At 60.7% G+C, this 23268-nt stretch carries 19 protein-coding genes; 11 read left to right on the plus strand and 8 right to left on the minus strand.

Going from position 1 to position 23268, the window contains the following annotated elements; translation table 11 throughout:
- Nucleotides 1-269: 269 nt before the first annotated feature.
- The 4 genes from ccmE to BG455_RS02805 form a co-directional block, all read right to left on the minus strand.
- Nucleotides 270-737: a cytochrome c maturation protein CcmE gene (ccmE, locus tag BG455_RS02790; RefSeq protein ID WP_071468440.1), complete on the minus strand. Its 468-nt coding sequence runs from the start codon at nucleotides 735-737 to the stop codon at nucleotides 270-272.
- A 12-nt stretch (nucleotides 738-749) separates the two neighbouring features.
- Nucleotides 750-1778: an N-acetyl-gamma-glutamyl-phosphate reductase gene (argC, locus tag BG455_RS02795; RefSeq protein ID WP_071468441.1), complete on the minus strand. Its 1029-nt coding sequence runs from the start codon at nucleotides 1776-1778 to the stop codon at nucleotides 750-752.
- A gap of 87 nt (nucleotides 1779-1865) precedes the next feature.
- Nucleotides 1866-2678 carry a glutamate racemase gene (locus BG455_RS02800; protein WP_071468442.1) on the minus strand — a complete coding sequence of 271 codons (813 nt, stop codon included), beginning with the start codon at nucleotides 2676-2678 and terminating at the stop codon, nucleotides 1866-1868.
- A 72-nt stretch (nucleotides 2679-2750) separates the two neighbouring features.
- The gene (locus BG455_RS02805) at nucleotides 2751-6167 is read right to left on the minus strand and encodes an indolepyruvate ferredoxin oxidoreductase family protein (protein ID WP_071468443.1); all 3417 of its coding nucleotides are present in this window, start codon (nucleotides 6165-6167) and stop codon (nucleotides 2751-2753) included.
- 156 nt (nucleotides 6168-6323) lie between these two features.
- On the opposite strand from BG455_RS02805, the gene BG455_RS02810 reads away from it, so the two are divergent.
- From BG455_RS02810 to BG455_RS17500, 5 genes are all read left to right on the plus strand, one after another.
- A complete protein-coding gene (locus BG455_RS02810; RefSeq protein ID WP_071468444.1) occupies nucleotides 6324-7217 on the plus strand; it encodes a LysR family transcriptional regulator in 894 nt (297 codons plus the stop codon).
- Between the two features lie 535 nt (nucleotides 7218-7752).
- Nucleotides 7753-9918, plus strand: a complete 2166-nt coding sequence (purL, locus tag BG455_RS02820) for a phosphoribosylformylglycinamidine synthase subunit PurL (protein WP_071468446.1) — start codon at nucleotides 7753-7755, stop codon at nucleotides 9916-9918.
- A gap of 52 nt (nucleotides 9919-9970) precedes the next feature.
- Nucleotides 9971-10213, plus strand: coding sequence for a BolA/IbaG family iron-sulfur metabolism protein (locus BG455_RS02825; protein ID WP_071468447.1), 243 nt, complete (start codon nucleotides 9971-9973; stop codon nucleotides 10211-10213).
- A gap of 29 nt (nucleotides 10214-10242) precedes the next feature.
- A complete protein-coding gene (grxD, locus tag BG455_RS02830) occupies nucleotides 10243-10602 on the plus strand; it encodes a Grx4 family monothiol glutaredoxin (protein WP_071468448.1) in 360 nt (119 codons plus the stop codon).
- Between the two features lie 275 nt (nucleotides 10603-10877).
- Nucleotides 10878-11141, plus strand: a complete 264-nt coding sequence (locus BG455_RS17500; RefSeq protein ID WP_245735453.1) for a nuclear transport factor 2 family protein — start codon at nucleotides 10878-10880, stop codon at nucleotides 11139-11141.
- 68 nt (nucleotides 11142-11209) lie between these two features.
- Here BG455_RS17500 and BG455_RS02840 read toward each other — a convergent pair whose 3' ends face one another.
- Nucleotides 11210-13288, minus strand: coding sequence for a ComEC/Rec2 family competence protein (locus BG455_RS02840; RefSeq protein ID WP_245735451.1), 2079 nt, complete (start codon nucleotides 13286-13288; stop codon nucleotides 11210-11212).
- A gap of 84 nt (nucleotides 13289-13372) precedes the next feature.
- Between BG455_RS02840 and gltX the strand changes: the two genes are divergently transcribed.
- From gltX to BG455_RS02865, 5 genes are all read left to right on the plus strand, one after another.
- Complete coding sequence (gene gltX, locus BG455_RS02845; RefSeq protein ID WP_071468449.1) at nucleotides 13373-14773, plus strand: glutamate--tRNA ligase; 1401 nt, start codon at nucleotides 13373-13375, stop codon at nucleotides 14771-14773.
- Between the two features lie 84 nt (nucleotides 14774-14857).
- Nucleotides 14858-16153 (plus strand): citrate synthase, encoded by a 1296-nt coding sequence (locus tag BG455_RS02850; protein ID WP_071468450.1) that lies wholly within the window; start codon nucleotides 14858-14860, stop codon nucleotides 16151-16153.
- Nucleotides 16154-16253: 100 nt separating this feature from the next.
- Complete coding sequence (locus BG455_RS02855) at nucleotides 16254-16970, plus strand: hypothetical protein (protein ID WP_071468488.1); 717 nt, start codon at nucleotides 16254-16256, stop codon at nucleotides 16968-16970.
- Between the two features lie 38 nt (nucleotides 16971-17008).
- On the plus strand, nucleotides 17009-17836 hold the full coding sequence (mazG, locus tag BG455_RS02860) for a nucleoside triphosphate pyrophosphohydrolase (RefSeq protein WP_071468451.1): 828 nt from the start codon (nucleotides 17009-17011) through the stop codon (nucleotides 17834-17836).
- Complete coding sequence (locus tag BG455_RS02865) at nucleotides 17823-18458, plus strand: DUF1638 domain-containing protein (protein WP_071468452.1); 636 nt, start codon at nucleotides 17823-17825, stop codon at nucleotides 18456-18458. The genes mazG and BG455_RS02865 overlap by 14 nt, the downstream gene beginning before the upstream one ends.
- Before the next feature lie 67 nt (nucleotides 18459-18525).
- Here the strand turns inward: BG455_RS02865 and BG455_RS02870 are convergent, their stop codons facing one another.
- From BG455_RS02870 to BG455_RS02880, 3 genes are read right to left on the minus strand one after another with little or no spacing between them, the layout of a single operon-like run.
- On the minus strand, nucleotides 18526-18753 hold the full coding sequence (locus BG455_RS02870; protein ID WP_071468453.1) for a sulfurtransferase TusA family protein: 228 nt from the start codon (nucleotides 18751-18753) through the stop codon (nucleotides 18526-18528).
- Nucleotides 18750-19004: a hypothetical protein gene (locus BG455_RS02875; protein ID WP_071468454.1), complete on the minus strand. Its 255-nt coding sequence runs from the start codon at nucleotides 19002-19004 to the stop codon at nucleotides 18750-18752. Before BG455_RS02875 ends, BG455_RS02870 begins: the two co-directional genes overlap by 4 nt.
- Nucleotides 18988-21804 (minus strand): bifunctional [glutamate--ammonia ligase]-adenylyl-L-tyrosine phosphorylase/[glutamate--ammonia-ligase] adenylyltransferase, encoded by a 2817-nt coding sequence (locus BG455_RS02880; protein WP_071468489.1) that lies wholly within the window; start codon nucleotides 21802-21804, stop codon nucleotides 18988-18990. The genes BG455_RS02875 and BG455_RS02880 overlap by 17 nt, the downstream gene beginning before the upstream one ends.
- Before the next feature lie 307 nt (nucleotides 21805-22111).
- Here BG455_RS02880 and BG455_RS02885 point away from each other — a divergent pair, with 307 nt between their 5' ends.
- Complete coding sequence (locus tag BG455_RS02885) at nucleotides 22112-23173, plus strand: TRAP transporter substrate-binding protein (protein ID WP_071468455.1); 1062 nt, start codon at nucleotides 22112-22114, stop codon at nucleotides 23171-23173.
- The last annotated feature ends 95 nt before the right edge of the window (nucleotides 23174-23268 follow it).

The following is a 23268-nucleotide window of genomic DNA, read 5'->3' on the forward strand; positions in this document are numbered from 1 at the left end:
TACCCCGGCACGGCGATTTGGCTTGGCTACGCGCAAAGCCATGATCATACGCGGATTTTCCCAGCATAAAGTGCTGTAGCAGGGCGCGAGGATCGCCGCACCACGGCCCGACTCTGCGCGGCTAGTCTCATCGCTCCAATGTCTGAAAAGCCCTCTTCCAGCCCCCCGACATACTGAAAGCCTGCGCCCGCTTGTCTGCCGAAATTACATGGCATGCACATCCCCCAAGGGGGCAGGAATGTCAGATTACAGCATCGGACACATGGTGCTTAACTTTGCGGCTCTGGCAGGCTTTGGGGGTCTGGGCCGCGCCATTCGCCCTGTTCGCGCAGGGCTTCCATCACTTCGCGGGGCATATATGTCTCGTCATGCTTGGCCAGAATTTCGCTGGCCTGAAACACGCCGTCAATCAGCCGCCCCGTGCCGACCATGCCCTCATTCTCGGAAAACAGGTCTGGCAGAATGCCGCGATAATGCACTTCGACCGAGGCGGGGCCATCCGTCACATGAAACCGGACTGTGTCGGACTGGCCGCGCACGATGGACCCGGGCACGACCAACCCGCCGATGCGAAACACCTCGGTCGGGGCGGGCGGCTCGGCTACCACCTGAGAGGGCGAGCGGAAAAAGTTGATCCCGTCGCGCATCGCATACCCGATCAGCAAGGTGGACAGCACCAGCGCCACAGCCGCAACCGAGATAACCTGAATTCGGCGTGTTTTCTTTAGGCTTTTCATCACATCCTCGTTTCACGGAAAGAGCGGCGCGCCCATCAGACCTGCCACTTCTTCCAATCCCAGCATCAGATTCGCGTTCTGGATGGCCTGCCCGCTGGACCCTTTGCACAGGTTATCCAACGCAGCTACCACCAGCGCCCGTCCGGGCACGCGATCCCCTGCAACGCCAATATGCACGAAATTGGAGCCGCGCACATCATGTGTCGAGGGTGTTGTGCCAAAAGGTAGCACGCAAATCATTGATTCAGCGCAATACCGGGCCTGCAAAACTTCGTGAATGCGCGCGGCATCACCATCCAGCCATGCTGTGGCCAGAATCCCGCGGTTCATCGGCAGCAGATGGGGGGTGAATTGTATCTGCACAGGCCGCCCCGCCGCGCGGGTGAATTCCTGATCAAACTCGCCCAAGTGGCGATGCGTGCCGCCCACGGCATAGGCTTGCGTGCCCTCGGACAATTCCGCATGCAGCAGGTTTTCCTTCAGCGCGCGCCCTGCCCCGCTGACCCCGCATTTGAGGTCCAGAATGATGCGGTCCAAATCGATCACGCCCGCCTCAATCAGCGGACGCAGGATATACTGGCCGGTTGCCGCATTGCAGCCTGTGCCCGCCACCAGACGGGCGGCGCGTATCTCGTCACGGTAGAATTCGGTCAGACCATACACAGCCTCGCGCTGCAATTCGGGGGCGGCATGGGGCTTGCCATACCATTTTTCATAATCGGCAGGGTCGCGCAGGCGGAAATCGGCAGAGAGATCGACGATTTTCAGATCGCGCGGCAAATCCTTGATCACAGCCTGAGAGGTCGCATGCGGCAGCGCGCAAAAGGCCAGATCAATGGTTGCGAAATCGACATCCTCGATCCGGCACAGGTCCGGCAAATCCAGATGGCGCAGGAAAGGGAAGACCTGCGCCATGGGCTGGCCTGCCTTACGCTCGCCCGTCAGGGCAGTGATCTGCATATCGGGATGGGTGGAGATCAGCCGGACAAGTTCGGCGCCCGTATAGCCAGAGGCACCGAGGATTGCGATTTTCTTGGTCATATGGGGGCATCCTATGGCAGTCGTTGCGCGGGGTGGCTGGTGTCGCATGCGCTCCGCGCGGGGAGTATTTAGGGCAAGAAAATGGGGTCAGGCGGCCTGAAAGGCGATCTGTCGTCGCAGGAATTGCGTGGCCTTGCGCGAGACATTGACCGGATCGCCACTTGTCAGGAACAGACTGTTCTGGCCAGCGCCCAACATCTCGGGGCGGCGCTTGAGGTAGTCGTCAAGACTGGCGGCAACCAGATCGGGCTGGGAATAGACATCGACAGATGGCCCAAGCGCTTCGCGGAAGGCGTGTTCCACCAGCGGGTAATGCGTACAGCCCAGAACAGCCGCTTGCGGGCGGGGCATGCGGCGTAAAAGCGCCTCGACATGGGAATGGACCAGCGCTTCGGCCAGTTGCATATCGCCCTGCTCGATCGCATCGACCACGCCGCCACAGGGTTGCGCTTCGACATCGACGCCAATGGCGCGGAAGGCCAGTTCGCGCTGGAACGCGCGGGAAGAGACAGTGGCGGGCGTGGCAAACAGCGCCACATGCTTGACGGCCACTTCGCGGGGGGGAGAATTGTCGCCCCATTGGCGTTCGGTCAGCGCCTCGATCAGGGGGACGAAGACGCCCAGAACGCGCTTGTCAGATGGTATCCAGGTTTCCTGCATCCGCTTGAGGGCCGCGGCAGAGGCGGTGTTGCAGGCAAGGATCACCAGATCGCACCCTTCAGCCCAGAGCCGTTCAACCCCTGCGGTGGTCAGGGTATAAATGTCTTCGGCATCGCGCACGCCGTAGGGCGTGTGAGCATTGTCGCCCAGATAGACGAAGGGCACATCTGGCAGGCGCGCAGCAAGCGCGCCCAGAACCGTCAGGCCCCCCAGCCCCGAATCGAATACGCCAACTGCCATTGCGCCTGCCCCAGCCTAAGTTCTTTGGCCTTGCATAAGGCGGCGGGGGGCGAAAATCCAGCCTGTTTGCGCTTATTCGGCGGCCATGCGGGCGGGCGGGCTATGGAAGGCCGCCAGCAGTTCCGCGCGGCGGTTCTGCGCGGCGTCATAGTTGCGCTGCTTGACCGGCCCGAAGCCACGGATTTGCAAGGGCAGTTCGGCCAGTTCCACCGCAATCGCATGGGTGTCAGGGGTCACGCCTTGCAGCAGCTCGGCCATGAGGCGTTCATAATCGCGGATCATGCGCCGTTCCAGACGCCGTTCATGGCTATAGCCGAACAGGTCCAAAGGCGTGCCGCGCAGCGGCTTGAGGCGCGCCAAGAGCTTGAAGCCGCGCAGCATGGCAGGGCCGAAGGCGCGCTTGGCGGGGCGGCCATCCGGACCCGTCCGCGAAATCAGGGGCGGGGCAAGGTGGAAACGGGGCGTGAAATCGCCATCAAATTCGGCGCGGGCCCGATCGAGCGTGTCCAGATGCAGGCGCGCGACCTCGTATTCGTCCTTATAGGCGAGGAGTTTGTGATAGCCCTTGGCAATCGCTTCGCGCAGGCGGGCATCGGGGGCCTGATCGACCAGTTTGCGGTAGCGTTTGGCCAGCCGTCTGGACTGGTAGGCGGTCAGATGCGCTTCTCGAAAGGCGATCTGTTCGTCCAGCGACTTGGGCTTGGAGATGACCGTATCTTGCAGCATTTTGGCCGCCGCTTTGGGGTGGACGACCGCCCAGCGCCCCAGTGCGAAGGCGCGGGTGTTGCCCTCGACCGCGGCTTTGTTCAGGGTGATGGCGCGCAGGATCGCGTCTTCCGACACAGGCACCAGCCCCATTTGCCATGCCGCCCCCAATGCGATCATGTTGGAAAAGATGCTGTCGCCCAGCAACCGCTTGGCCAGTTCCGAATAATCGAACAGATGCAGGTTTTCCCCCAACCGCGCCTGCAGCGCGATTTGCAGGTCTGCACCGGGAATGCGGAATTCGGTGTTGCGGGTGAATTCGCCTGTGATGATTTCGTGGCTGTTGACCGCCGCGCCTGTCTGGCCCGTGCGCATCAGGCCCAAGGTTTTTGCGCCTGCGGTCACCACCAGATCGCCGCCGATGACGCAATGCGCCTCTCCCACCGCCACACGAATGGCGCTGATATCTTCGGGGCGGTTGGCGATGCGGCAATGGATATGGACCGCACCGCCCTTTTGCGCCAGCCCTGCCATCTCGATCATGGCCGCGCCCTTGCCATCCAGATGCGCGGCCATTGACAGGATCGCGCCGATGGTCACAACGCCTGTGCCACCCACGCCGGTGATGACGATGTTATGCGTGCCGTCAATTTCGGGCAGCGCAGGCGTAGCGAGTTTTGGCAACGCGACCGATTGGGTGGCCGCGCGTTTGGGCTTGGCCCCTTCCAGCGTCACGAAAGAGGGGCAAAACCCCTTGAGGCAGGAATAATCCTTGTTGCACGAGGATTGGTCAATCGCGCGTTTGCGGCCCAACTCGGTTTCAACCGGCACGATGGACACGCAGTTGGACTGCACCCCGCAATCGCCGCAGCCTTCGCAGATATCGGTATTGATGAAAACGCGGGTGTCAGGGTCGGGGAATTCGCCGCGCTTGCGGCGGCGGCGTTTTTCGGCGGCGCAGGTCTGCACATAGACAATGGCCGATACGCCCTGATGCGTGGCGCAGTCTTTTTGCACCTGTTCCAGATTGGCGCGCTTGTGCCAGCCTACGGATTTGGGGAAATCGGCGCGGTTGGGTTCTTCCTTTTCGTCAAAGACAACCTCCACCTTGGCCACACCCATTGCGGCCAGTTCATGCGCGATCTGGTCGGGCGACAAGCCGCCCTCGTTCTTTTGCCCGCCGGTCATGGCGACGGCATCATTATACAAAATTTTGTAGGTGATGTTGGTGCCTGCCGCGAGGGCGGCGCGAATGGCCTGCACACCGGAATGGTTATAAGTGCCATCGCCCAAGTTCTGGAACACATGGTTACGGGTGGAAAACGGCGCCTCGCCGATCCAGTTGGCCCCTTCGCCGCCCATCTGCGTGAAGCCCACAGTGTTGCGGTCCATCCATTGCACCATGTAGTGGCAACCGATGCCCGCATAGGCGCGGTGCCCCTCTGGCACTTTGGTGGAGGTGTTATGCGGGCAGCCAGAGCAGTAATAGGGCAGGCGCGCGGCTATATCCTTGGCGTTATCTGCGCGCCGTGCTTCGGCCAGCATGGCCAGACCGGCCTTGATGCGGTCAGTGCCGCGCCCTTCTTCGATCAGGATTTCGCCCAAGCGCTCGGCAATCATGATCGGGTCCAGCGCATAACGGGTGGGGAACAGTTCCAGCCGCCGCCCGTTTTCCCATGTGTCGCCCTTGTGCCAGCCATAAACGCGGCGGCCCCGGCGGTCGTCAAAGATGGCTTCCTTGACCTGCACCTCGATCAGCTTGCGCTTTTCTTCGACCACGACAATCAGCTCCACCCCCTCGGCCCAGTCATGGAAGCTTTCCATGTCCAGCGGAAAGGTTTGCCCGATTTTATAGGTGGTGATGCCAAGGCGCGTGGCCTCTTCCTCGGTTATTCCCAGAAGCGAGAGCGCATGGACAAGGTCCAGCCAGTTCTTGCCAGCGGCCACAAAGCCGATTTTCGCACCGGGTTTGCCCCAGACACGTTTGTCCATGCCATTGGCGCGGCTGAATGCCTCGGCGGCGAAGCGCTTGTGGTCGATCATGCGCGCTTCTTGCGCCACGGGGGTATCTATCAGCCGGATGTTCAGCCCGCCTTCGGGCAGGGGCATGTCAGGGGTGACGAATTGCATGCGGTGGGGGTTGCCATCGACCACGGCTGTCGCCTCGACCGTGTCTTTCATGGTCTTCAGGCCCACCCAGACGCCCGCAAAACGCGACAGCGCATAGCCGTAATGGCCGAAATCCAGCAATTCCTGCACACCTGCGGGGGACAGCACCGGCATATAAGCGTCCACCATCGCCCAATCGGACTGGTGCAGCGTGGTCGAAGATTCGCCGGTATGGTCATCGCCCATAGCCGCCAGAACACCGCCATATGGCGACGTGCCTGCCATATTGGCATGGCGGAACACATCGCCAGAGCGGTCCACCCCCGGCCCTTTGCCATACCACAGGCCAAAGACGCCATCAAAACGCCCCTCGCCGCGTAACTCGGCCTGCTGGCTGCCCCAAAGCGCGGTGGCGGCCAGGTCTTCGTTCAACCCTTCCTGAAAACGGATATGCGCCGCCTCCAGCAAGCCCTTGGCGCGGTTCATCTGCTGATCTACCGCGCCCAGCGGCGATCCGCGATAGCCGGTCACATAGCCCGCCGTATTCAGCCCCGCCGCGCGGTCGCGTGCGGCCTGTTGCAGCATCAGACGCACAAGCGCCTGCGTGCCATTCATCAAGACCGTTGATTTCGTAATATCGAAACGATCCTGTAGCGAAATATCCTGCCGCACCATCTGCACCTCCCACAGGTTGTTGCGTATGTAACAAGCATAGGTCAATATTTCTGACCTACAAAGCAGAAATTTGAACCAAAGCGCTTTTGTGATCGGTCAAAAAAACGTAGAACGAATCGTATATGTTTGCGGCAACGCGTTTTTGGATGTTTCGTCATGGACTGGGACAAGCTTAGAATCTTTCACGCGGTTGCCGATGCAGGCAGTCTGACCCATGCTGGCGATGTGTTGAAACTCTCTCAATCTGCGGTCAGCCGACAAATTCGAGCGCTGGAAGAGGGGCTTGATTCGATTCTGTTCCACCGCCACGCCCGCGGCCTGATTCTGACCGAACAGGGCGAATTGCTGTTTGAGGCGACAAAGACCATGACGCGCACGCTGGAGTCTGCCGCCGCGCGCATCCGCGATGCGGAAGATGAGGTTTTTGGCGAATTGCGCGTCACAACAACGACAGGCTTCGGCACCTTGTTTCTGGCCCCGCGCCTGCCGTCACTTTATGCGCAATACCCCGATCTGAAAATTGACCTGATGCTGGAAGAACGCGTGCTGGACCTGCCCATGCGCGAAGCGGATGTGGCAATCCGCATGAAAGAACCCAGTCAGGCCGATCTGATCCGCAAACGCCTGATGACAGTAAACATGCGCCTTTATGCAACAGCAGAATACCTGCGCGCCAATGGCACACCGACCAAACTGGATGATCTGGCCGATTTCAGGCTGATCTCGCAAAATATCACGTCCACACAGGTCAGTGTGGGTGCGCAGCTTATACGAGAGTTGAATGCCCGCCCGCTGCGGTCCAGCTTCACGGTGAACAACTATTTCGGGGTGTTGCAGGCCGTGCTGAACCATTTGGGAATCGGCCTGTTGCCCGATTACGTTTCCGAAGATTTCCCCGAACTGGTCCATGTCCTGCCCGATGTGGCAAGCGGTGACATTCCGGTGTATCTTGCCTACCCCGAAGAATTGCGCCACTCGCGCCGGATCGGCGCGTTTCGGGATTTCGTGGTGGAAGAGATCGTGGCCTACAGGCGCGCAAGGCAGTTGTAACCGCTATGCGGCGGCATTTTTTCGGTTGCGCAACCATGAGGCATGATTGCAACGCATACCGGCAATGTTGCAAGCGCAAGATAATTTAACTTGCGTAATGGATGAGCAGTAATTTAATCAGATCACAAGGCACCAGCGACTCTGTCGTGTGTCTTACCTCCCTGTTGGACTTTGGCCGAGCATTTGCTCGGCCTTTTTTTTCAGTCTCGCAAGATTGGGCGGAAAATGTGCAAAATGCAGGGCTTGCGCCCCGGAATCCAGCAGTTTGTGCATCGCCCAAATGGTTCAGCGCCCCATATTTATGCAGCACATGCCCGCCCGCCCACAGCTATCCGCCTGCGCGCCTTTCACCAGTTTGCGCGCGCACTGCGCCGCGGAGAGCAGCAGTTGTCCGCAGTGCGCGTGAAACAACGCGCCAGAATTTCCTGCACTGTCCCCGTCAGGCAGGACAAGGCATCTGGATCGGAAAAACAATTAAAGCCTTTCACCACTGCGTCAGTTTCATTATGACACGCGCAGACCAGCGGATTGAAAAATGACAGAACCTGACATCACCCCCGACCTGATCAAGGCCCATGGCCTTTCGCCTGATGAATATGCCCGTATCCTTGAAATACTGGGCCGTGCGCCCAATTTCACCGAGCTTGGCATCTTCTCTGCCATGTGGAACGAGCATTGTTCCTATAAATCCTCGAAAAAATGGCTGCGCACATTGCCCACCACCGGCCCGCAAGTCATTTGCGGCCCCGGCGAGAATGCGGGCGTGGTCGATATTGGCGATGGTCAGGCCGTGATTTTCAAAATGGAAAGCCACAACCACCCCAGCTATATCGAACCCTATCAGGGCGCGGCAACGGGTGTGGGCGGCATTCTGCGCGATGTCTTTACCATGGGCGCGCGCCCCATCGCTGCAATGAACGCGCTAAGCTTTGGCGCGCCAACCCACCCGAAAACCAAGCATCTGGTGCGCGGTGTGGTGGAAGGGATCGGCGGCTATGGCAACGCTTTCGGCGTGCCGACTGTGGGCGGCGAAGTGCGCTTTCACAAAGCCTATAACGGCAATTGTCTGGTCAACGCCTTTGCGGCGGGGCTGGCGGATGCAGACAAGATTTTCTACTCTGCCGCCAGTGGCGTGGGCATGCCCGTGGTTTATCTGGGTGCCAAGACAGGCCGCGATGGTGTGGGCGGGGCCACAATGGCCAGCGCCGAATTTGACGACACGATTGAAGAAAAGCGCCCCACAGTGCAGGTGGGCGACCCGTTCACCGAAAAGCGCCTGCTGGAAGCCTGTCTTGAACTGATGGCCTCGGGGGCCGTGATCTCGATTCAGGATATGGGTGCCGCTGGACTGACCTGTTCTGCGGTCGAGATGGGCGACAAGGGCGGTTTGGGGATCAAGCTGCAACTCGATCAGGTGCCGCAGCGCGAACAGGCCATGACCGCCTATGAGATGATGCTCTCGGAAAGTCAGGAACGCATGCTGATGGTGCTGAAACCCTCGATGGAGGGGGAAGCCCGCGCAATTTTCCAGAAATGGGATCTGGATTTTGCGATTGTCGGCGAAACAATCGCCGAAGATCGTTTCCTGATTCTGCAAGGCAATGACGTGAAAGCCGATCTGCCCTTGTCGAAACTGTCCTCGACCGCGCCGGAATACGACCGCCCCTGGGTGGAAACCCTGCCCGCCGCCGCATTGGGCGATGTGCCCGAGATTGGCCCGATTGACGCGCTGCGCGCCCTGATCGGCGCGCCGTCCTACGCGCATAAGGCATGGGTCTGGGAACAGTATGACACCCAAGTCATGGCCGACACGATCCGCACTCCGGGCCTTGGGGCGGGTGTGGTGCGTGTGCATGGCACGAACAAGGCACTGGCGTTTACCTCTGACGTGACGCCCCGCTATGTGCGCGCCAACCCCTATGAGGGCGGCAAACAGGCGGTGGCCGAAGCGTATCGCAACCTGTGCGCCGTGGGTGCGCGCCCTCTTGCCAGCACCGACAACCTGAATTTCGGAAACCCCGAAAAGCCTGAAATCATGGGCCAGCTGGTCGGTGCGATCAAGGGCATCGGGGCGGCCTGTGCGGCGCTGGATATGCCCATCGTGTCGGGCAATGTCAGCCTGTATAATGAAACCGATGGCCAACCCATTCTGCCCACCCCCACAATCGGGGCCGTGGGCCTGATCGAGTCGGTGGACCAGATGATCAGCGGCCTGCCAGAAGACGGTGATCTGGTGCTGGTGATCGGCACCTGCAACGGCCATCTGGGCCAATCTGCCCTGCTGGCCGAGGCGTTCGGCATCGAGGCAGGCGATGCGCCCGCAGTCGATCTGGACATGGAACGGCGCAATGGCGAATTCCTGCGCGAGAACCGCATTCTGGTCAAGGCGGCAACCGACCTGTCTGATGGCGGGCTTGCACTGGCCGCGTTCGAGATGGCCGAAGCAGCGGGGCTTGGCGTAACGCTGGAGGCAGACAAGATTGCAGAGTTGTTTGGCGAAGATCAGGCGCGCTATCTGATTGCATGCAGCTTCGATCAGGCCGAGGCGCTGATGGTCGCCGCCGGACAAGCCGGTGTCACCCTGTCCACCGCAGGGCGCTTTGGCGGCGATCAGGTGCAACTCGGGCCTGACAGCGCGCCTTTGGCCGAATTGTCCGCGCGCTATCGCGCGGCATTCGCACAAGCCATCGGTGACGCTTGATCTGCGCATACGGCAGGATTACGTTCGAGGCAGCTAGAATAGGAACCGCAAGATGGCCATAACTGTCGAAGACCTTGAAACCCTGTTGAAAGAGGGGTTTCCCAACGCAAAGATCACCATCACCGACCTTGCAGGCGACGGGAACCATTACGCCGCCGAAGTCATTGATGAAAGCTTCCGTGGCCTGAACCGTGTGCAGCAACAACGCGCGGTCTATGCCACCCTCAAGGGCAAGATGGATGGCAATCACGGCGAATTGCACGCCCTTGCCCTGACCACCAAAGCCCCGGAATAAGACTGAACATACGCCCGAAAGGACAAGCCATGAGCGCCGAAGACCAGATCAAGCAAACTGTCGAAGCCAATGATGTCGTGCTGTATATGAAAGGCACGAAAACCATGCCGCAATGTGGCTTTTCCAGCCGCGTTGCAGGCGTGCTGAACTTCATGGGTGTGGAATATACCGATGTGAACGTCCTGGCAGATGACAGCGTTCGTCAGGGCATCAAGGACTATTCCGACTGGCCCACCATTCCGCAGCTTTACGTCAAGGGCGAATTTGTAGGCGGCTGCGACATCATCACCGAAATGACCCTTTCGGGAGAGTTGGACCAGCTGTTTGAAGCCAAGGGCGTCACCTATGACAAGGACGCCGCAGAAAAAATCCGCGAGGCGAATGCCTGAACCCGATGCCCCGCGCGGCGCGACACCCCGGCCAATCTGGCCGGGTTTTTTTGTGCCTTGCCCTTGGGGCGCAAGCGGGGTGTTCACCCGTTGACGAAAGATAAACGAGAAGGGCGTTGAGAGCTTATTGACCGCCAGAATGTCGGTCCTATGCTAAGATCGAGCAAAACGGGGAGGTGAGGTTGACGCAAATTCAAGGTAGTAAGGATTGTGGGAATTCCCCAAAGAACCAGTTCGTTCAGGATGTCTCTGTCGCCATGGAATGTGGTGAAGCTATGCCGGAGGCATTCAGCGAGGATGTAACTTGGGAGCAACCTGCAACTCAGCTATTGTCGGGAAAGAATGCTCTTCTTGAGCATCTTGGGTCTCGACCCAAACCCACCTCCATTACAGTTCTGCACGCCATTTCGCACGGTAAGGTCGGTGCCGCGAACGGAGAAGTGAGGTTGGCGAACGGGCATACTCGGCGCTTCTGCCATGTCTTTGAGTTTACAAATACCAAGGCAAACTGCATTTCAGTTATCAAAAGCTACAGCTGATCAAGCCAATGGCAGCTTCGTCACGCGTTCCAGTCTTTCGCCCCTGATAGCGACCGGCGCCGGAAACACTACCGGCCCGTCCAGTGCCGCTGCCCGCTGGATTGCGCAACGCTGTTGGTCACCACGGCCCCCCGCCGGTAGGACAGTGCCAAAGCCCCGCTTTGGCGCAAATCGCGCGGGCTGATAATCTGGCACGGTCCCTGCCGCGCCTCCGGCTCTTGTGTGACAACCACGATCCGGCCTGACAGGCAGACATCGTTTAGCCGCGCCAAGGCGGCCTGCCCTGCCAGATGCACCACATCAAAGCCGCCCCCCCGCAACTGCACCACTGTGTCGCGCGGGTCATACCCGCTGCGCGCAAAGGCTTCGGCCTGCGTGGCGCTGTCACCATCTGATTGAAGCCAGCTTTCTGCAGTAAAACTGCCCGCCCGCGCGCGGCTGAGAACACGCCCGCCATTGCCCATCAGCCCCACCACCTCGCCCTCTCGCGCGATCAGCAGGGTCGGGCGCCGGGTTTCGGCCCAGACCAGCAGCGCAAGCACGATAACAGGCACCCCCGCCCAGCGCGCCGCCCCCTGCCAGACCACCAGCCACACAGCCCCAAGCGCCATAGTCACAATCACAAGCGGGGCAGGTTCCACAATGGGCATCACAGCCCCCTCCAACCCGCTGACAAAGGCTGAAACCAGCAAAATCCAGTCAATCGCAGGCCCCATCAGCCGCAACCCCACCCATTCCAGCCCGAATGGGGCCAGCAGGGCCGCCAGCACCGCCGCAGGCATCACCACCAGCCCCATCAACGGCACAGCCAGCAGATTGGCGATCAGCCCGTATTCGGCAATGCGGTTGAAACTGGCCGCCGCAATCGGTGCCGTCGCAATCCCCGCGACAAGCGAACAGATCACCACACTAACCACAGGCCAGACGCGGCGCGGAATGCGCGCGCGCCAGCCGCGTTCCTGTGTCAGCCATTGAAACACCGCAACCAGCGCGACCGTGGCGGCAAAACTCATCTGAAAGCCTGCCTGCACCAGCGCTTCGGGCCGCAAGATCAGGATCAGCGTGGCGGCCATTGCCACCGAGCGCAGCGAAATTGCCCGCCGGTCCAACAGCACGGCCACCAGCATGACCCCGACCATGATAAAGGCGCGCTCCGTGGCCACATTGCCGCCCGACAGCACCAGATAAAACGCCCCTGCCCCAAGCGCGCCAAGGGCGGCTATCTTGCGCGTGGGCGCGCGCAGCGCAAAGGGCGGCACCATTGCCATGACCAGCCGCAACAGGCCAAAGACAAACCCTGTCAGCAACCCCATATGCAGGCCCGAAATCGCCAGCAGATGCGCAAGGTTCGAGCGGCGCAATTCCTCCATCCGCGCGGCCGCGATGCCAGAGCGGTCGCCGGTTAGAATGGCGGCGGCAAACCCGCCCGCATCCCCTTGCAGATGTGCCTGCACCGCGCCCGAAATCCTCATGCGCAGCCGGTGCACCCGCAGCCCCACAGCGCCGCTGTCAGCAGCGGCCAGCGCCAGCACCGGCACGCGGGTATATCCTACCGCGCCCAAGCCTTCGAACCATGCAAGGCGACGGAAATCAAAACCGCCGGGTTCAGACGGGCCGGGCGGGGGGCCAAGATGGCCGGTTGTCATGACCCGCAAGCCCGGTTCTGGCACAATGAAACCCTGCTGGCCGTGCAGCGACACGCGCACGCGGTCAGGGGTGCGGGCACGCGCGACCCCTTCCAGCACAACCTGATCCAGCGTCAGCCGCAGTGCATCATTGGCAGAGCGGTCGATCTTGACAATCCGCCCTTCAATCGCGCCGAAATAGCGGTATTGCAGCACAGGTGCCGCCACCAGTGCTGCGCGCGCGCCCGCTACCAGACAGCCTGCCGTAATGAATGCGCCAACCAGCACCAGCGGCGCCACCTCCTCGGCCACGCGGCGCGAAAGCCAGACCAGCGCGCCCGCTGCCGCCGCCACTCCTGCCCATTCCAGCGCCACGGGTTCGCGCGGCAAGGCAAAATAAACCCCGATGCCGATTGCCAGCAGCACCGGCACGAACAAAAACAGCCGCCCGCGCTGACCTGCGATGGCTTGCGCCAGTGCCAAAGGCATATGCGCAGGGCGCGGCCGGAAAAAGGTCAGCACGCGCACCCTTGTTTCCCCCCCCATCCTTGCCTAGAACCCAAAGCCAGACCCTGCCGTGAAACTGGTTTCCAAAAGGTTAATCTCATGTCCTCCGCTGTCGTTACCCGCTTTGCCCCCTCGCCCACTGGTTTCCTGCATATCGGCGGGGCACGCACGGCGCTGTTCAACTGGCTGTATGCGCGCGGGCGCGGCGGCAAGTTCCTGCTGCGTATCGAAGATACCGACCGCGCGCGCTCTACCCCAGAGGCGACAGAGGCCATTCTGACTGGGCTGAAATGGCTGGGGCTGGATTGGGATGGCGACCCCATCAGCCAATTTGACCGCGCCGACCGCCATGCCGAAGTGGCGCATCAGATGCTGGCCTCTGGCCACGCCTATAAATGCTTCAGCACCCAAGACGAGATCGAGGCGTTCCGCGAATCGGCCCGCGCTGAGGGACGCTCGACCCTGTTCCATTCGCCGTGGCGCGATGCAGCGCCCGTAACCCACCCCGACGCGCCCTTTGCGATTCGCGTGAAAGCCCCGCAGACGGGCGAGACGCTGATCAGGGACGAAGTGCAGGGCGATGTGCGCATCCGCAATGACCAGCTGGACGATATGATCGTGCTGCGCTCGGACGGGACACCGACCTATATGCTGGCCGTGGTGGTCGATGACCATGATATGGGCGTCACCCATGTTATTCGCGGCGACGACCATCTGAACAACGCCGCGCGGCAAATGCTGGTTTACCATGCCATGGGCTGGGATGTGCCGGTCTGGGCGCATATTCCGCTAATTCACGGCCCCGATGGCAAGAAACTGTCCAAACGCCACGGCGCGCTGGGGGTCGAGGAATACCAGCGCATGGGCTATCCGGCAGCGGCCATGCGCAACTATCTGGCGCGGCTGGGCTGGAGCCATGGAAATGACGAGTTTTTCACCGATGCACAGGCGCGCGACTGGTTCGACATCAGCGGAATCGGCAAGGCCCCCGCGCGGCTGGATTTCAAGAAACTCGACCATCTGACAGCGCAACATACCAGCGTCGCAGACGATGCTGCACTGCTGCATGAATTGGAAGCCTATCTTGCGGCCACCGATGCGCCTGCCCTGACACAGACGCAGCGCGACGGGCTGTTGCGGGCCATGCCGGTGGTGAAAGAAAAAGCGAAGGGTTTTTCTCAAATTATTGAAAAAGCCCACTTTATATTGGCGCAACGCCCTATTGCACCAGATGAAAAGGCCGCGGCGGCACTTGATGATGTATCCCGTAGTATACTGAAGGAATTGACGCCGCGCCTGCAAACTGCTACGTGGAGCAGAGAAATTTTGGAAGGGGTCGTCACCGAAGTCGCGCAGGCACATGGTCTGGGTCTTGGCAAGCTGGCGCAACCTCTTCGTGCCTCTCTCGCCGGGCGCACCAGCAGCCCCAGCGTTTTTGACATGATGATGATTTTGGACCGCGACGAAACGCTGGGCCGGCTACAAGATGCAGTAAGTTGAACCGACACGGCACGCTGCCGCTTGGTTCAGCTCTAGACCGCCTGCGGGGTTTCCCCCCCTCTGGCTTTTGGGAAAGGATGAGGAATGGCGAACGGAAGCGAGACGGCAAAGCTGACCATAGGCGACAAGGTTATTGATCTACCGATCATGAAACCCTCGGTCGGCCCGGATGTGGTGGATATCCGCAAGCTGTATGCGCAGGGCGATGTTTTCACCTATGATCCCGGCTTCACCTCGACCGCATCATGTTCGTCCACCATCACCTATATCGATGGCGATGTGGGTGAATTGCTGTATCGCGGCTACGCGATTGAGGAATTGGCCGAAAAATCGCATTTTCTGGAATGCTGCTATCTGCTGCTATACGGCGAACTGCCCTCTGCTGCCGATCTGGAAGATTTTGAAAGCCGCGTGACACGGCACACCATGATCCACGAGCAGATGCACAACTTCTTCCGTGGTTTCCGCCGTGACAGCCACCCGATGGCGATCATGACAGGTGTTGTGGGCGCGATGTCGGCCTTCTACCACGATTCAACCGATGTGAACGACGCTTGGCAGCGCGAAGTGGCCGCCATTCGCATGATTGCGAAAATGCCAACCATCGCGGCGATGGCGTATAAGTATTCCGTGGGCCAACCCTTTGTTTACCCGAAGAACAGCCTCGATTATTCCGGCAACTTCCTGCACATGTGCTTCGCCGTTCCGGCCGAGGAATATGTCGTCGATCCGATCCTGAGCCGCGCGATGGACCGGATCATGATGTTGCATGCGGATCATGAACAAAACGCTTCCACCTCGACTGTGCGGCTTGCTGGGTCTTCCGGCGCGAATCCGTTTGCCTGCGTGGCCGCTGGTATTGCCTGCCTCTGGGGGCCTGCCCATGGCGGCGCAAATCAGGCCTGTCTGGAAATGCTTGGCGAAATCGGCACGGTAGACCGTATTCCGGAATTCATTGCCCGCGCCAAAGACAAAGACGATCCTTTCAAGCTGATGGGCTTTGGCCACCGCGTCTATAAAAACTTCGACCCGCGCGCCAAAGTGATGAAGCAATCCGCCGATGAAGTGCTGGGTCTGCTGGGGATTGAAGACAACGAAACCCTCAAAATCGCCAAAGAACTGGAACGGATCGCGCTGGAAGATGAATATTTCGTCTCCAAAAAGCTGTATCCGAATGTCGATTTCTATTCGGGCATCATCCTGGAAGCGATGGGCTTCCCCACCTCGATGTTCACGCCGATTTTTGCCATGTCGCGTACCGTGGGCTGGATTTCGCAGTGGAAAGAGATGATCTCGGACCCAGAGCAGAAAATTGGCCGTCCGCGCCAGCGCTACACAGGCGCACCGCGCCGTGAATATAGCGAGATCGAGAACCGCTAAGCGGCTTTCGCCTGACACAAGAATGCGCCGCCCCGTTCGGGGCGGCGTCTTTCTATCTGTCCCCCTTGGAACCATGCACGCCCAGGGCTATTTACCCTGTATGAAACACACCCTTCCCATTCTGACGCTTATCGCCACTGCGGCCTTTCTCGTCTCGCCCTTTCTGGCGGACCCGTTCACAGGTTTTGACCCCAACCGCTTTCCTGTCCCGCAACTGGACCCGCCGGTTCAGCCTGCGGGCTATGCCTTTGCCATCTGGGGGCTGATCTATGCGTGGTTGGCGGTGCTGGCGGTGGTGGGCGTCACGCTGCGGCGCACAGATGCCGCGTGGCAGCCTGTGCATCTGCCGCTGACACTTAGCCTTGGGCCGGGGGCGCTGTGGCTGTGGGTGGCGGGGTTTGCCCCAGTGGCCGCGACAGTGCTGATTTTCTGGATGCTGGGTTGCGCCATCTGGGCGCTGCTGCGCACGCCCGCGCAGGATCGCTGGCTGCTGCGCGTGCCGGTTGCCCTCTATGCCGGGTGGCTGACAGCGGCGGCGCATGTCTCGCTGGGCGTGGCGCTTGGCGGCTACGGGCTGGCCTCGGGCGAGGGGGCAGCGATTATTGCTGTGGCTGGGGCCACGCTTGTGGCGCTGGCTGTCGGCTGGCGGCGCCCTGACGCGCCCGAATACAGCGCGGCGGTGATCTGGGCCTTCATTGCGGTGATCATCGCCAATATGCCAGATGCGGTTGCGGTTGCAGGGGCCACATTGCTGGCGCTGGCGCTGGTGGGCGCGATGACCGCGCGCGGGCTTTGGGCTGGACAGGCGCGCGCCTGACTGCAAGACAAGGACAGACCAAATCGCGGAGCCTGAGCATGCCCCATGACCCCCTGATTTTTGCCCCCGATGGCAGCGTCACCCGCCTGCGCGCCATCATGGCCGCGCTGCGCGACCCAGACAGTGGTTGCCCGTGGGATATTGAGCAGGATTTCGCCTCTATCGCGCCCTATACGATTGAAGAAGCCTATGAAGTGGCCGATGCAATCGCGCGGCAGGACTGGCCCGCACTGCAAGGTGAATTGGGCGATTTGCTGTTGCAGGTCGTCTACCATGCCCAGATTGCCGAAGAAGCAGGGCATTTCACCTTTTCCGACATCGCGCGCAGCATTTCTGACAAGATGCTGGCGCGCCACCCGCATGTCTTTGGTGATGAGAGCCGTGACAAAAGTGCAGCACAGCAAGTGGCCGATTGGGAAAAGCTGAAAGCCGCCGAGCGCGCAGAGCGTGATCAGGGCGGCGTGCTGGATGATGTGGCCCTTGGCCTGCCTGCGCTGATGCGCGCGGTAAAGCTGCAAAAACGCGCGGCGCGCGTGGGGTTCGACTGGCCGCAAACCACGCAAGTGATCGACAAAATCCATGAGGAAGCACAAGAACTGGTCGAGGCGAAAGACACCCTGTCCCATGCCGAGGTCACCGAGGAAATGGGCGATCTTCTCTTCGTGATGGCCAATCTTGCGCGGCATCTGGGTGTCGACCCCGAAGAAGCCCTGCGCGCGGCCAATGCCAAATTCACCCGCCGCTTTCGCACTATAGAGGCCGCGTTGGCCACGGATGGGCGCACCCCTGCGGATAGCAATCTGGAAGAGATGGACGCCCTGTGGAACGCCGCCAAAACCCGAGAGAAAGCCCATGCTGCCCGATGACCGGACATTGACAGTGGACGGGCTGGCCCCCACTGGGCGCGGCTCGATCCTGCTTTTGGCCTGCGGGGCCTTGGCGCGGGAAATCTTGGCATTGAAGGCGGCGAATGGCTGGACGCATATGGACCTGCTATGCCTGCCCGCCAATCTGCACCTTTGGCCCGACCGGATACCCGATGCCGTTGAAAAAGCCGTGCTGGAGCATCGCGCGGAGTATGACAGGATTTTCGTGGTCTATGCCGATTGCGGCACCGGCGGGTTGTTGCAGGCGCGCTGCGCAAAATTGGGCGTCGAGATGGTGGAAGGCCCGCATTGCTATGCCTTCTTCGAAGGGGTCGAGGCCTTTGCCGCCAAGGCAGAAGATGAGATGACCGCCTTCTATCTGACCGATTTTCTGGTGCGCCAGTTCGATGCCTTTGTCTGGAAACCCATGGGCTTTGACCGCCACCCTGAATTGATCCAGATGATGTTCGGCAATTACACGAAACTGATCTATCAGGCCCAGACTGATGATGCCGCGCTGGATGCGAAAGCGCGTGAATGTGCCACGCGGCTGGGGCTGGAGTATGAGCGCCGCTTCACCGGCTACGGCGATCTGGGCCGCGCGCTGGCGGAACTGGGGTAAGGGGCGCTGCCCCTCTGTGCGGGCAAGCCCGCCCATTCACCCCGGAGTATTTGGCGCAAGAAAATGGTCACATATGCCGGATGAAATAGGCCGTCGCCCCCTCTCTCGGTTCGGTTGAGAGCAATTCATGCCCCGATTCCGCGCAGAAATGCGGAATATCGACCACGGCAGCGGGGTCGCTGGCCAGCACACACAAAACCTGACCTGTTGCCATAGATTTCAGCCGCTTGCGCGCTTTCAGCACGGGCAGCGGGCACAGCAGGCCGATGGCGTCGAGTTCGGCATCGGCACTCATGCGCGGCGGCGCCTGCCACGCGGGGGGGCGTCGGGGCGGTTTAGCCCTTCGTGCAGCAATGCTGTCATGGGGTGGGTGGGGGCTGTGGGCGCGTAGTGGTCATGCAGCGATTGCAAGGCGGCGCGCTGGTCTGTGTCCTGCGGCAGGCTGAGCGCCCAGTCGATCAGGATCGAGCGGCATTCGCCATCCGAGATCCCCTCGATCCGGTAGCTTTCGCGGATCAACCCTTTCGGGTCATTGGCGGGCGTCATGGTCGGTTTCGTCCTTTGAAGGGCCAGTTGCGGCCAAGGTTGACGTTATCAGATGTTGCGCGGCATCGCACCTGTCTTGCAGGCGGGTGGCAAGCTCTTCCACAGTTTCCAGGCCCGCAGAGGCCAAGATAAACTTCTGTCCGCCCGGGCCAAGCTGGTCGATGTCGGAAATCTTGTCTGCAAGCAAGCGCCCTGTCGCCTGCATCGTCCAGCACAGGCGGTACGCGCTTAATATCTGCCCCTCGGATTCGGCACTGATGACACCGGCCTTGACGCCCGCGCGCAACTGCGCCTCGACCCGGCGCGCGGGGTGGCCTGCGCGCAAAGCGCAGAATTGCGCGACCAGTTCAATATCCATCAACCGCCCCGGCCCCGATTTCGCATCCCACAGCCCATGCGCCGGTTTCGCCTCGGCCAGCCGCGCGCGCATATCGGTTGTATCCTTATAAATCGTGGGGCCGGTCGATTTTTCGGACAAGAGCTGACGGCGCAGCGCTTCCAACTTTTCGCCCAAAGCGACCGAACCTGCAACGCGGCGCGCGCGGGTCAGGGCCAGATGTTCCCATGTCCAAGCCTCATTGCGCTGGTAGGTCTCAAAGGCGGTGATGCTGGTGGCCACCGGCCCTTGCCGCCCCGAGGGGCGCAGGCGCATATCCACCTCATACAAGCGCCCTTCGGCAGTGGGGGCCGATAGTGCTGTCAGAAATGCCTTGGTCAGCCGCGCATAATAGCTGCGCGCATCCAGCGGGCGGCGGCCTTCAGACACCTCGGCAGGGTCAGATTCATAGATAACGATCAGGTCCAGATCGGAAACAGCATTCAACCGCCCCGCCCCCAGCGACCCCATGCCCAGCACCACAGCCCCCTGCCCCGGCGGCGGCCCGTGCTTGGCGCTGAAATCTGCGACCACGACAGGCCAAAGCGCTGTCAGCACCGCTTCGGCGAGAGAAGCATATTCCGCGCCCGCCTCGAACGCGTCGATCAGGCCGCGCAAATGATGCACACCTATGCGGAAATGCCATTCCCGCGCCCAGATGCGGGCGGCATCCAACTGGCGCTCATAGTCATCAAGCTGCGCCAGCCTATCGGCCAGTTCCTTGTGCAAGGCCGCCGTGCCCGGCCATTGCGCGAAGAACCCGCCCCCGATGACCGCATCGAACACCGCTGCATTGCGCGAGAGATAGGCGGCAAGTCGCGGCGCGGTTGCGCATATGTCAACAATCAGGTCGATCAGCTGTGGATTAGCCTCGAACAAGGAAAAAAGCTGCACCCCGGCTGGCAAGCCGCTGAGGAAGCGGTCGAATTGAACCAGCGCCGCGTCAGGGTCGGCGGCATCTTGCAATTTGGTCAGAATCGACGGGCGCACCCGCTTGAAGATTTCCTGCGCGCGGCTGGAGCGCAGCGCCGCATAGCTGCGCCAGCCTGCAATCATGTCTTGCGCGGCATCCGACAGGTCCGGTTCTGCCTCGGCGGTGCTGTCGGGGGCGAAGAACCCCTCGGTCAACTCTGCCACATGTTTCAGGCGCGATTCCAGCCGGGCGCGGAATGCCTGCGTCTGGCCCTCGCCCACGAAGCGGGCGATCCGGTCGATCCCCTCGGGGCTGGTGGGCAATTTCTGGGTCTGGGCATCCTGCACCATTTGCAAACGATGCTCGATCTCTCGATGCTCGATATAATGGGCGGTCAGTTTCTCGGCCACGTCCTTGGGAATCCACCCTTTTGCGGCCAGTGCGGCCAGCCCTTCAACCGTGCGTGGGCTGCGCAGGTCGGGGTCGCGCCCGCCTGCGATCAACTGGCGGGTCTGGGTGAAAAACTCGATCTCTCGAATGCCACCCTGCCCCAGCTTGATGTCATGCCCTTCCAGCACCAGCGCACCGCCCAAGCCCTTGTGGGCCTTGATCTTCAGGCGCATATCATGGGCGTCCTGAATGGCGGCAAAGTCCAGATGCTTGCGCCACACAAACGGGCGTAGCGTGTCCAGAAAGCGCGCGCCCGCGTCCAGATCGCCTGCGCAGGGGCGCGCCTTGATATAGGCGGCGCGTTCCCATGTGCGCCCCACACTTTCGTAATAGCGTTCTGCCGCATCCATCGACAGGCAGACGGGTGTCACCGACGGGTCAGGGCGCAGGCGCAGGTCGGTGCGAAAGACATAGCCTTCATCGGTATGGTCCGACAGCAGCCCGCACAATTTGCGCGTCACGCGGATGAAGCTGGCGCGGGCCTCGTGGTAATCATCGGCGCTGAAACGGGTTTCGTCAAACAGGCAGATCAGGTCGATATCGGACGAATAGTTCAACTCTCGCGCGCCCATTTTGCCCATGGCCAGAACAACCATGCCTGCCCCTGTTGCGGCATCTTCGGGCGCGGCACCGGGCAGTTTGCCCCGCCGGATTTCATCGGCGACAAGGGCTGTCAGGGCCACATGGGTGGCGCGGTCGGCCAGATCACTCAGCGCGCCGGTCACCTGATCCAGCGACCAGACGCCGCCCAGATCGGCCAGCGCCGCCAGCAAGGCAATCCGCCGCTTGGCGCGGCGCAGGCGTGCGGACAAGTCGGGCAAAGCGGTGCCATCCAGCCCGGCCAGTTCTTGTGCAAGGCTGTCCGCAGGGGCGCGGCCCATGGCCTGTGCGATCCAGTCGCGTTCGCGCGCCATAAGGGTGCGCAAATAGGGGCTGCATCCGGCCGCCCCCGCCACCAGATCGGCCAGCGCGCCGGACAATTCAGGGAAGCTGCCGCGCGCTTCCAAACCGGATTCGGCGTCATAAGGCAGCGGCAAACGCGTCAGGGTACCAAATGTCATGAAAAAAGAATGCACCGCGCGCGCAGCAAGGTCAATTCCTGCAACCACTTCAATTACCATGAAAAACTATGTCCAGACGCGGCAGTGCAGCACCTCGCAAGCGCACACGATAGCGGTATCATGAAATTTTCTCTTGCTAGAATTGGTTAGTTTATTTTACCACTTCACTGCAGGGAGGAGAGACTTGGCGAAATGAGCGCTGCCATGCGCAATTTTATTGCGCGGGGACGGTTCTTTTCTCTTGACGCATCACACCCGAACAGGGTGGATAACGGGACCAAAGTCCAACACTTGGAGGAAAAAAAATATGAATAAACTTCTTATCACCACAGCACTGACAGCCAGCGTTGCAGCCGGTGCAGTGCAGGCACAAGAGCGTATTCGCTGGCAGGTGCCGATGAGCTTTGCCTCGACTTTGACCGCATTGGGCGACACAATGCCATGGGTTGCCGACCAGTTGCGCGCAGTCTCGGGCGGAAATATCGACATGCGTGTGGCAGAGCCGGGCGCAGTTGTCCCTGCCCTGTCGATCTTTGAAAACGTGTCGGAAGGCAATATCGACGCGGGCTATAGCTGGATGGGCTATGAGTGGGGCACCGTTCCTGCTGCGGCCCTGTTTGGTGCAACGCCATTCGGTCTGGAATCGATGGAATTCCTTGCATGGATGACCCATCACGGCGGGCAGGAACTGCTGGAAGAGACTTTCCACCAGTATAACGTGCATCCGATCCTTTGCGGCACCATCAGCCCCGAAACTGCGGGCTGGTTCCGTCAGGAAATGAACTCGCCCGAAGATATGCAGGGCCTGCGTTTCCGCGCGGCGGGCGTGGGTGGCGAAATCTTTGCCGAATTCGGCATGTCGGTGACATTGCTGCCGGGTGGCGAACTTTACCAAGCGCTGGAAACCGGCAACCTTGACGGGACCGAATTCTCGTTGCCCACAGTCGATGAACAGCTGGGCTTCTTCCAGGTGGCCGATTACCTGTATCTGCCAGGGTGGCACCAGCCTTCGACAAACCAGTTCCTGTATGTCAATCTTGACGTCTGGAACGGGCTGGAAGACCAGACACGCGCAATGATCGAAACCACCTGCATGGCGGGCAATGCCTATGCCATCGCGCGCGCTGAAGCGCTGCAAGGTGCCGCAATCGCACGGTTTGAAGAGCGGGGCACAAATGTGCGCACCTATTCGGACGAGCAGATCGCAGCTTTCTATGACGCCACACAGACTGTTCTGGGCCGCTGGTCCGAACAGGATGAAATGTTCGGCAAGGTCTATTCCTCGATGATGGAATTTCAGGCTGAACTGCGCCCATGGAAAGAGCAGGGCTATCTGCCGCGTGATTGGCAGTCGCGGATCGAAGACTGATCTTATCTGACCTGTTACTGGGCCGCGCCTGTCATGGGCGCGGCCCTTTGTCAAAAGGTACAATGGGCTGATTGCCCTGATTTCAATCCTCTCAG

This window comes from Roseinatronobacter thiooxidans (assembly GCF_001870675.1).
In the GTDB taxonomy this organism is placed as follows: domain Bacteria; phylum Pseudomonadota; class Alphaproteobacteria; order Rhodobacterales; family Rhodobacteraceae; genus Roseinatronobacter; species Roseinatronobacter thiooxidans.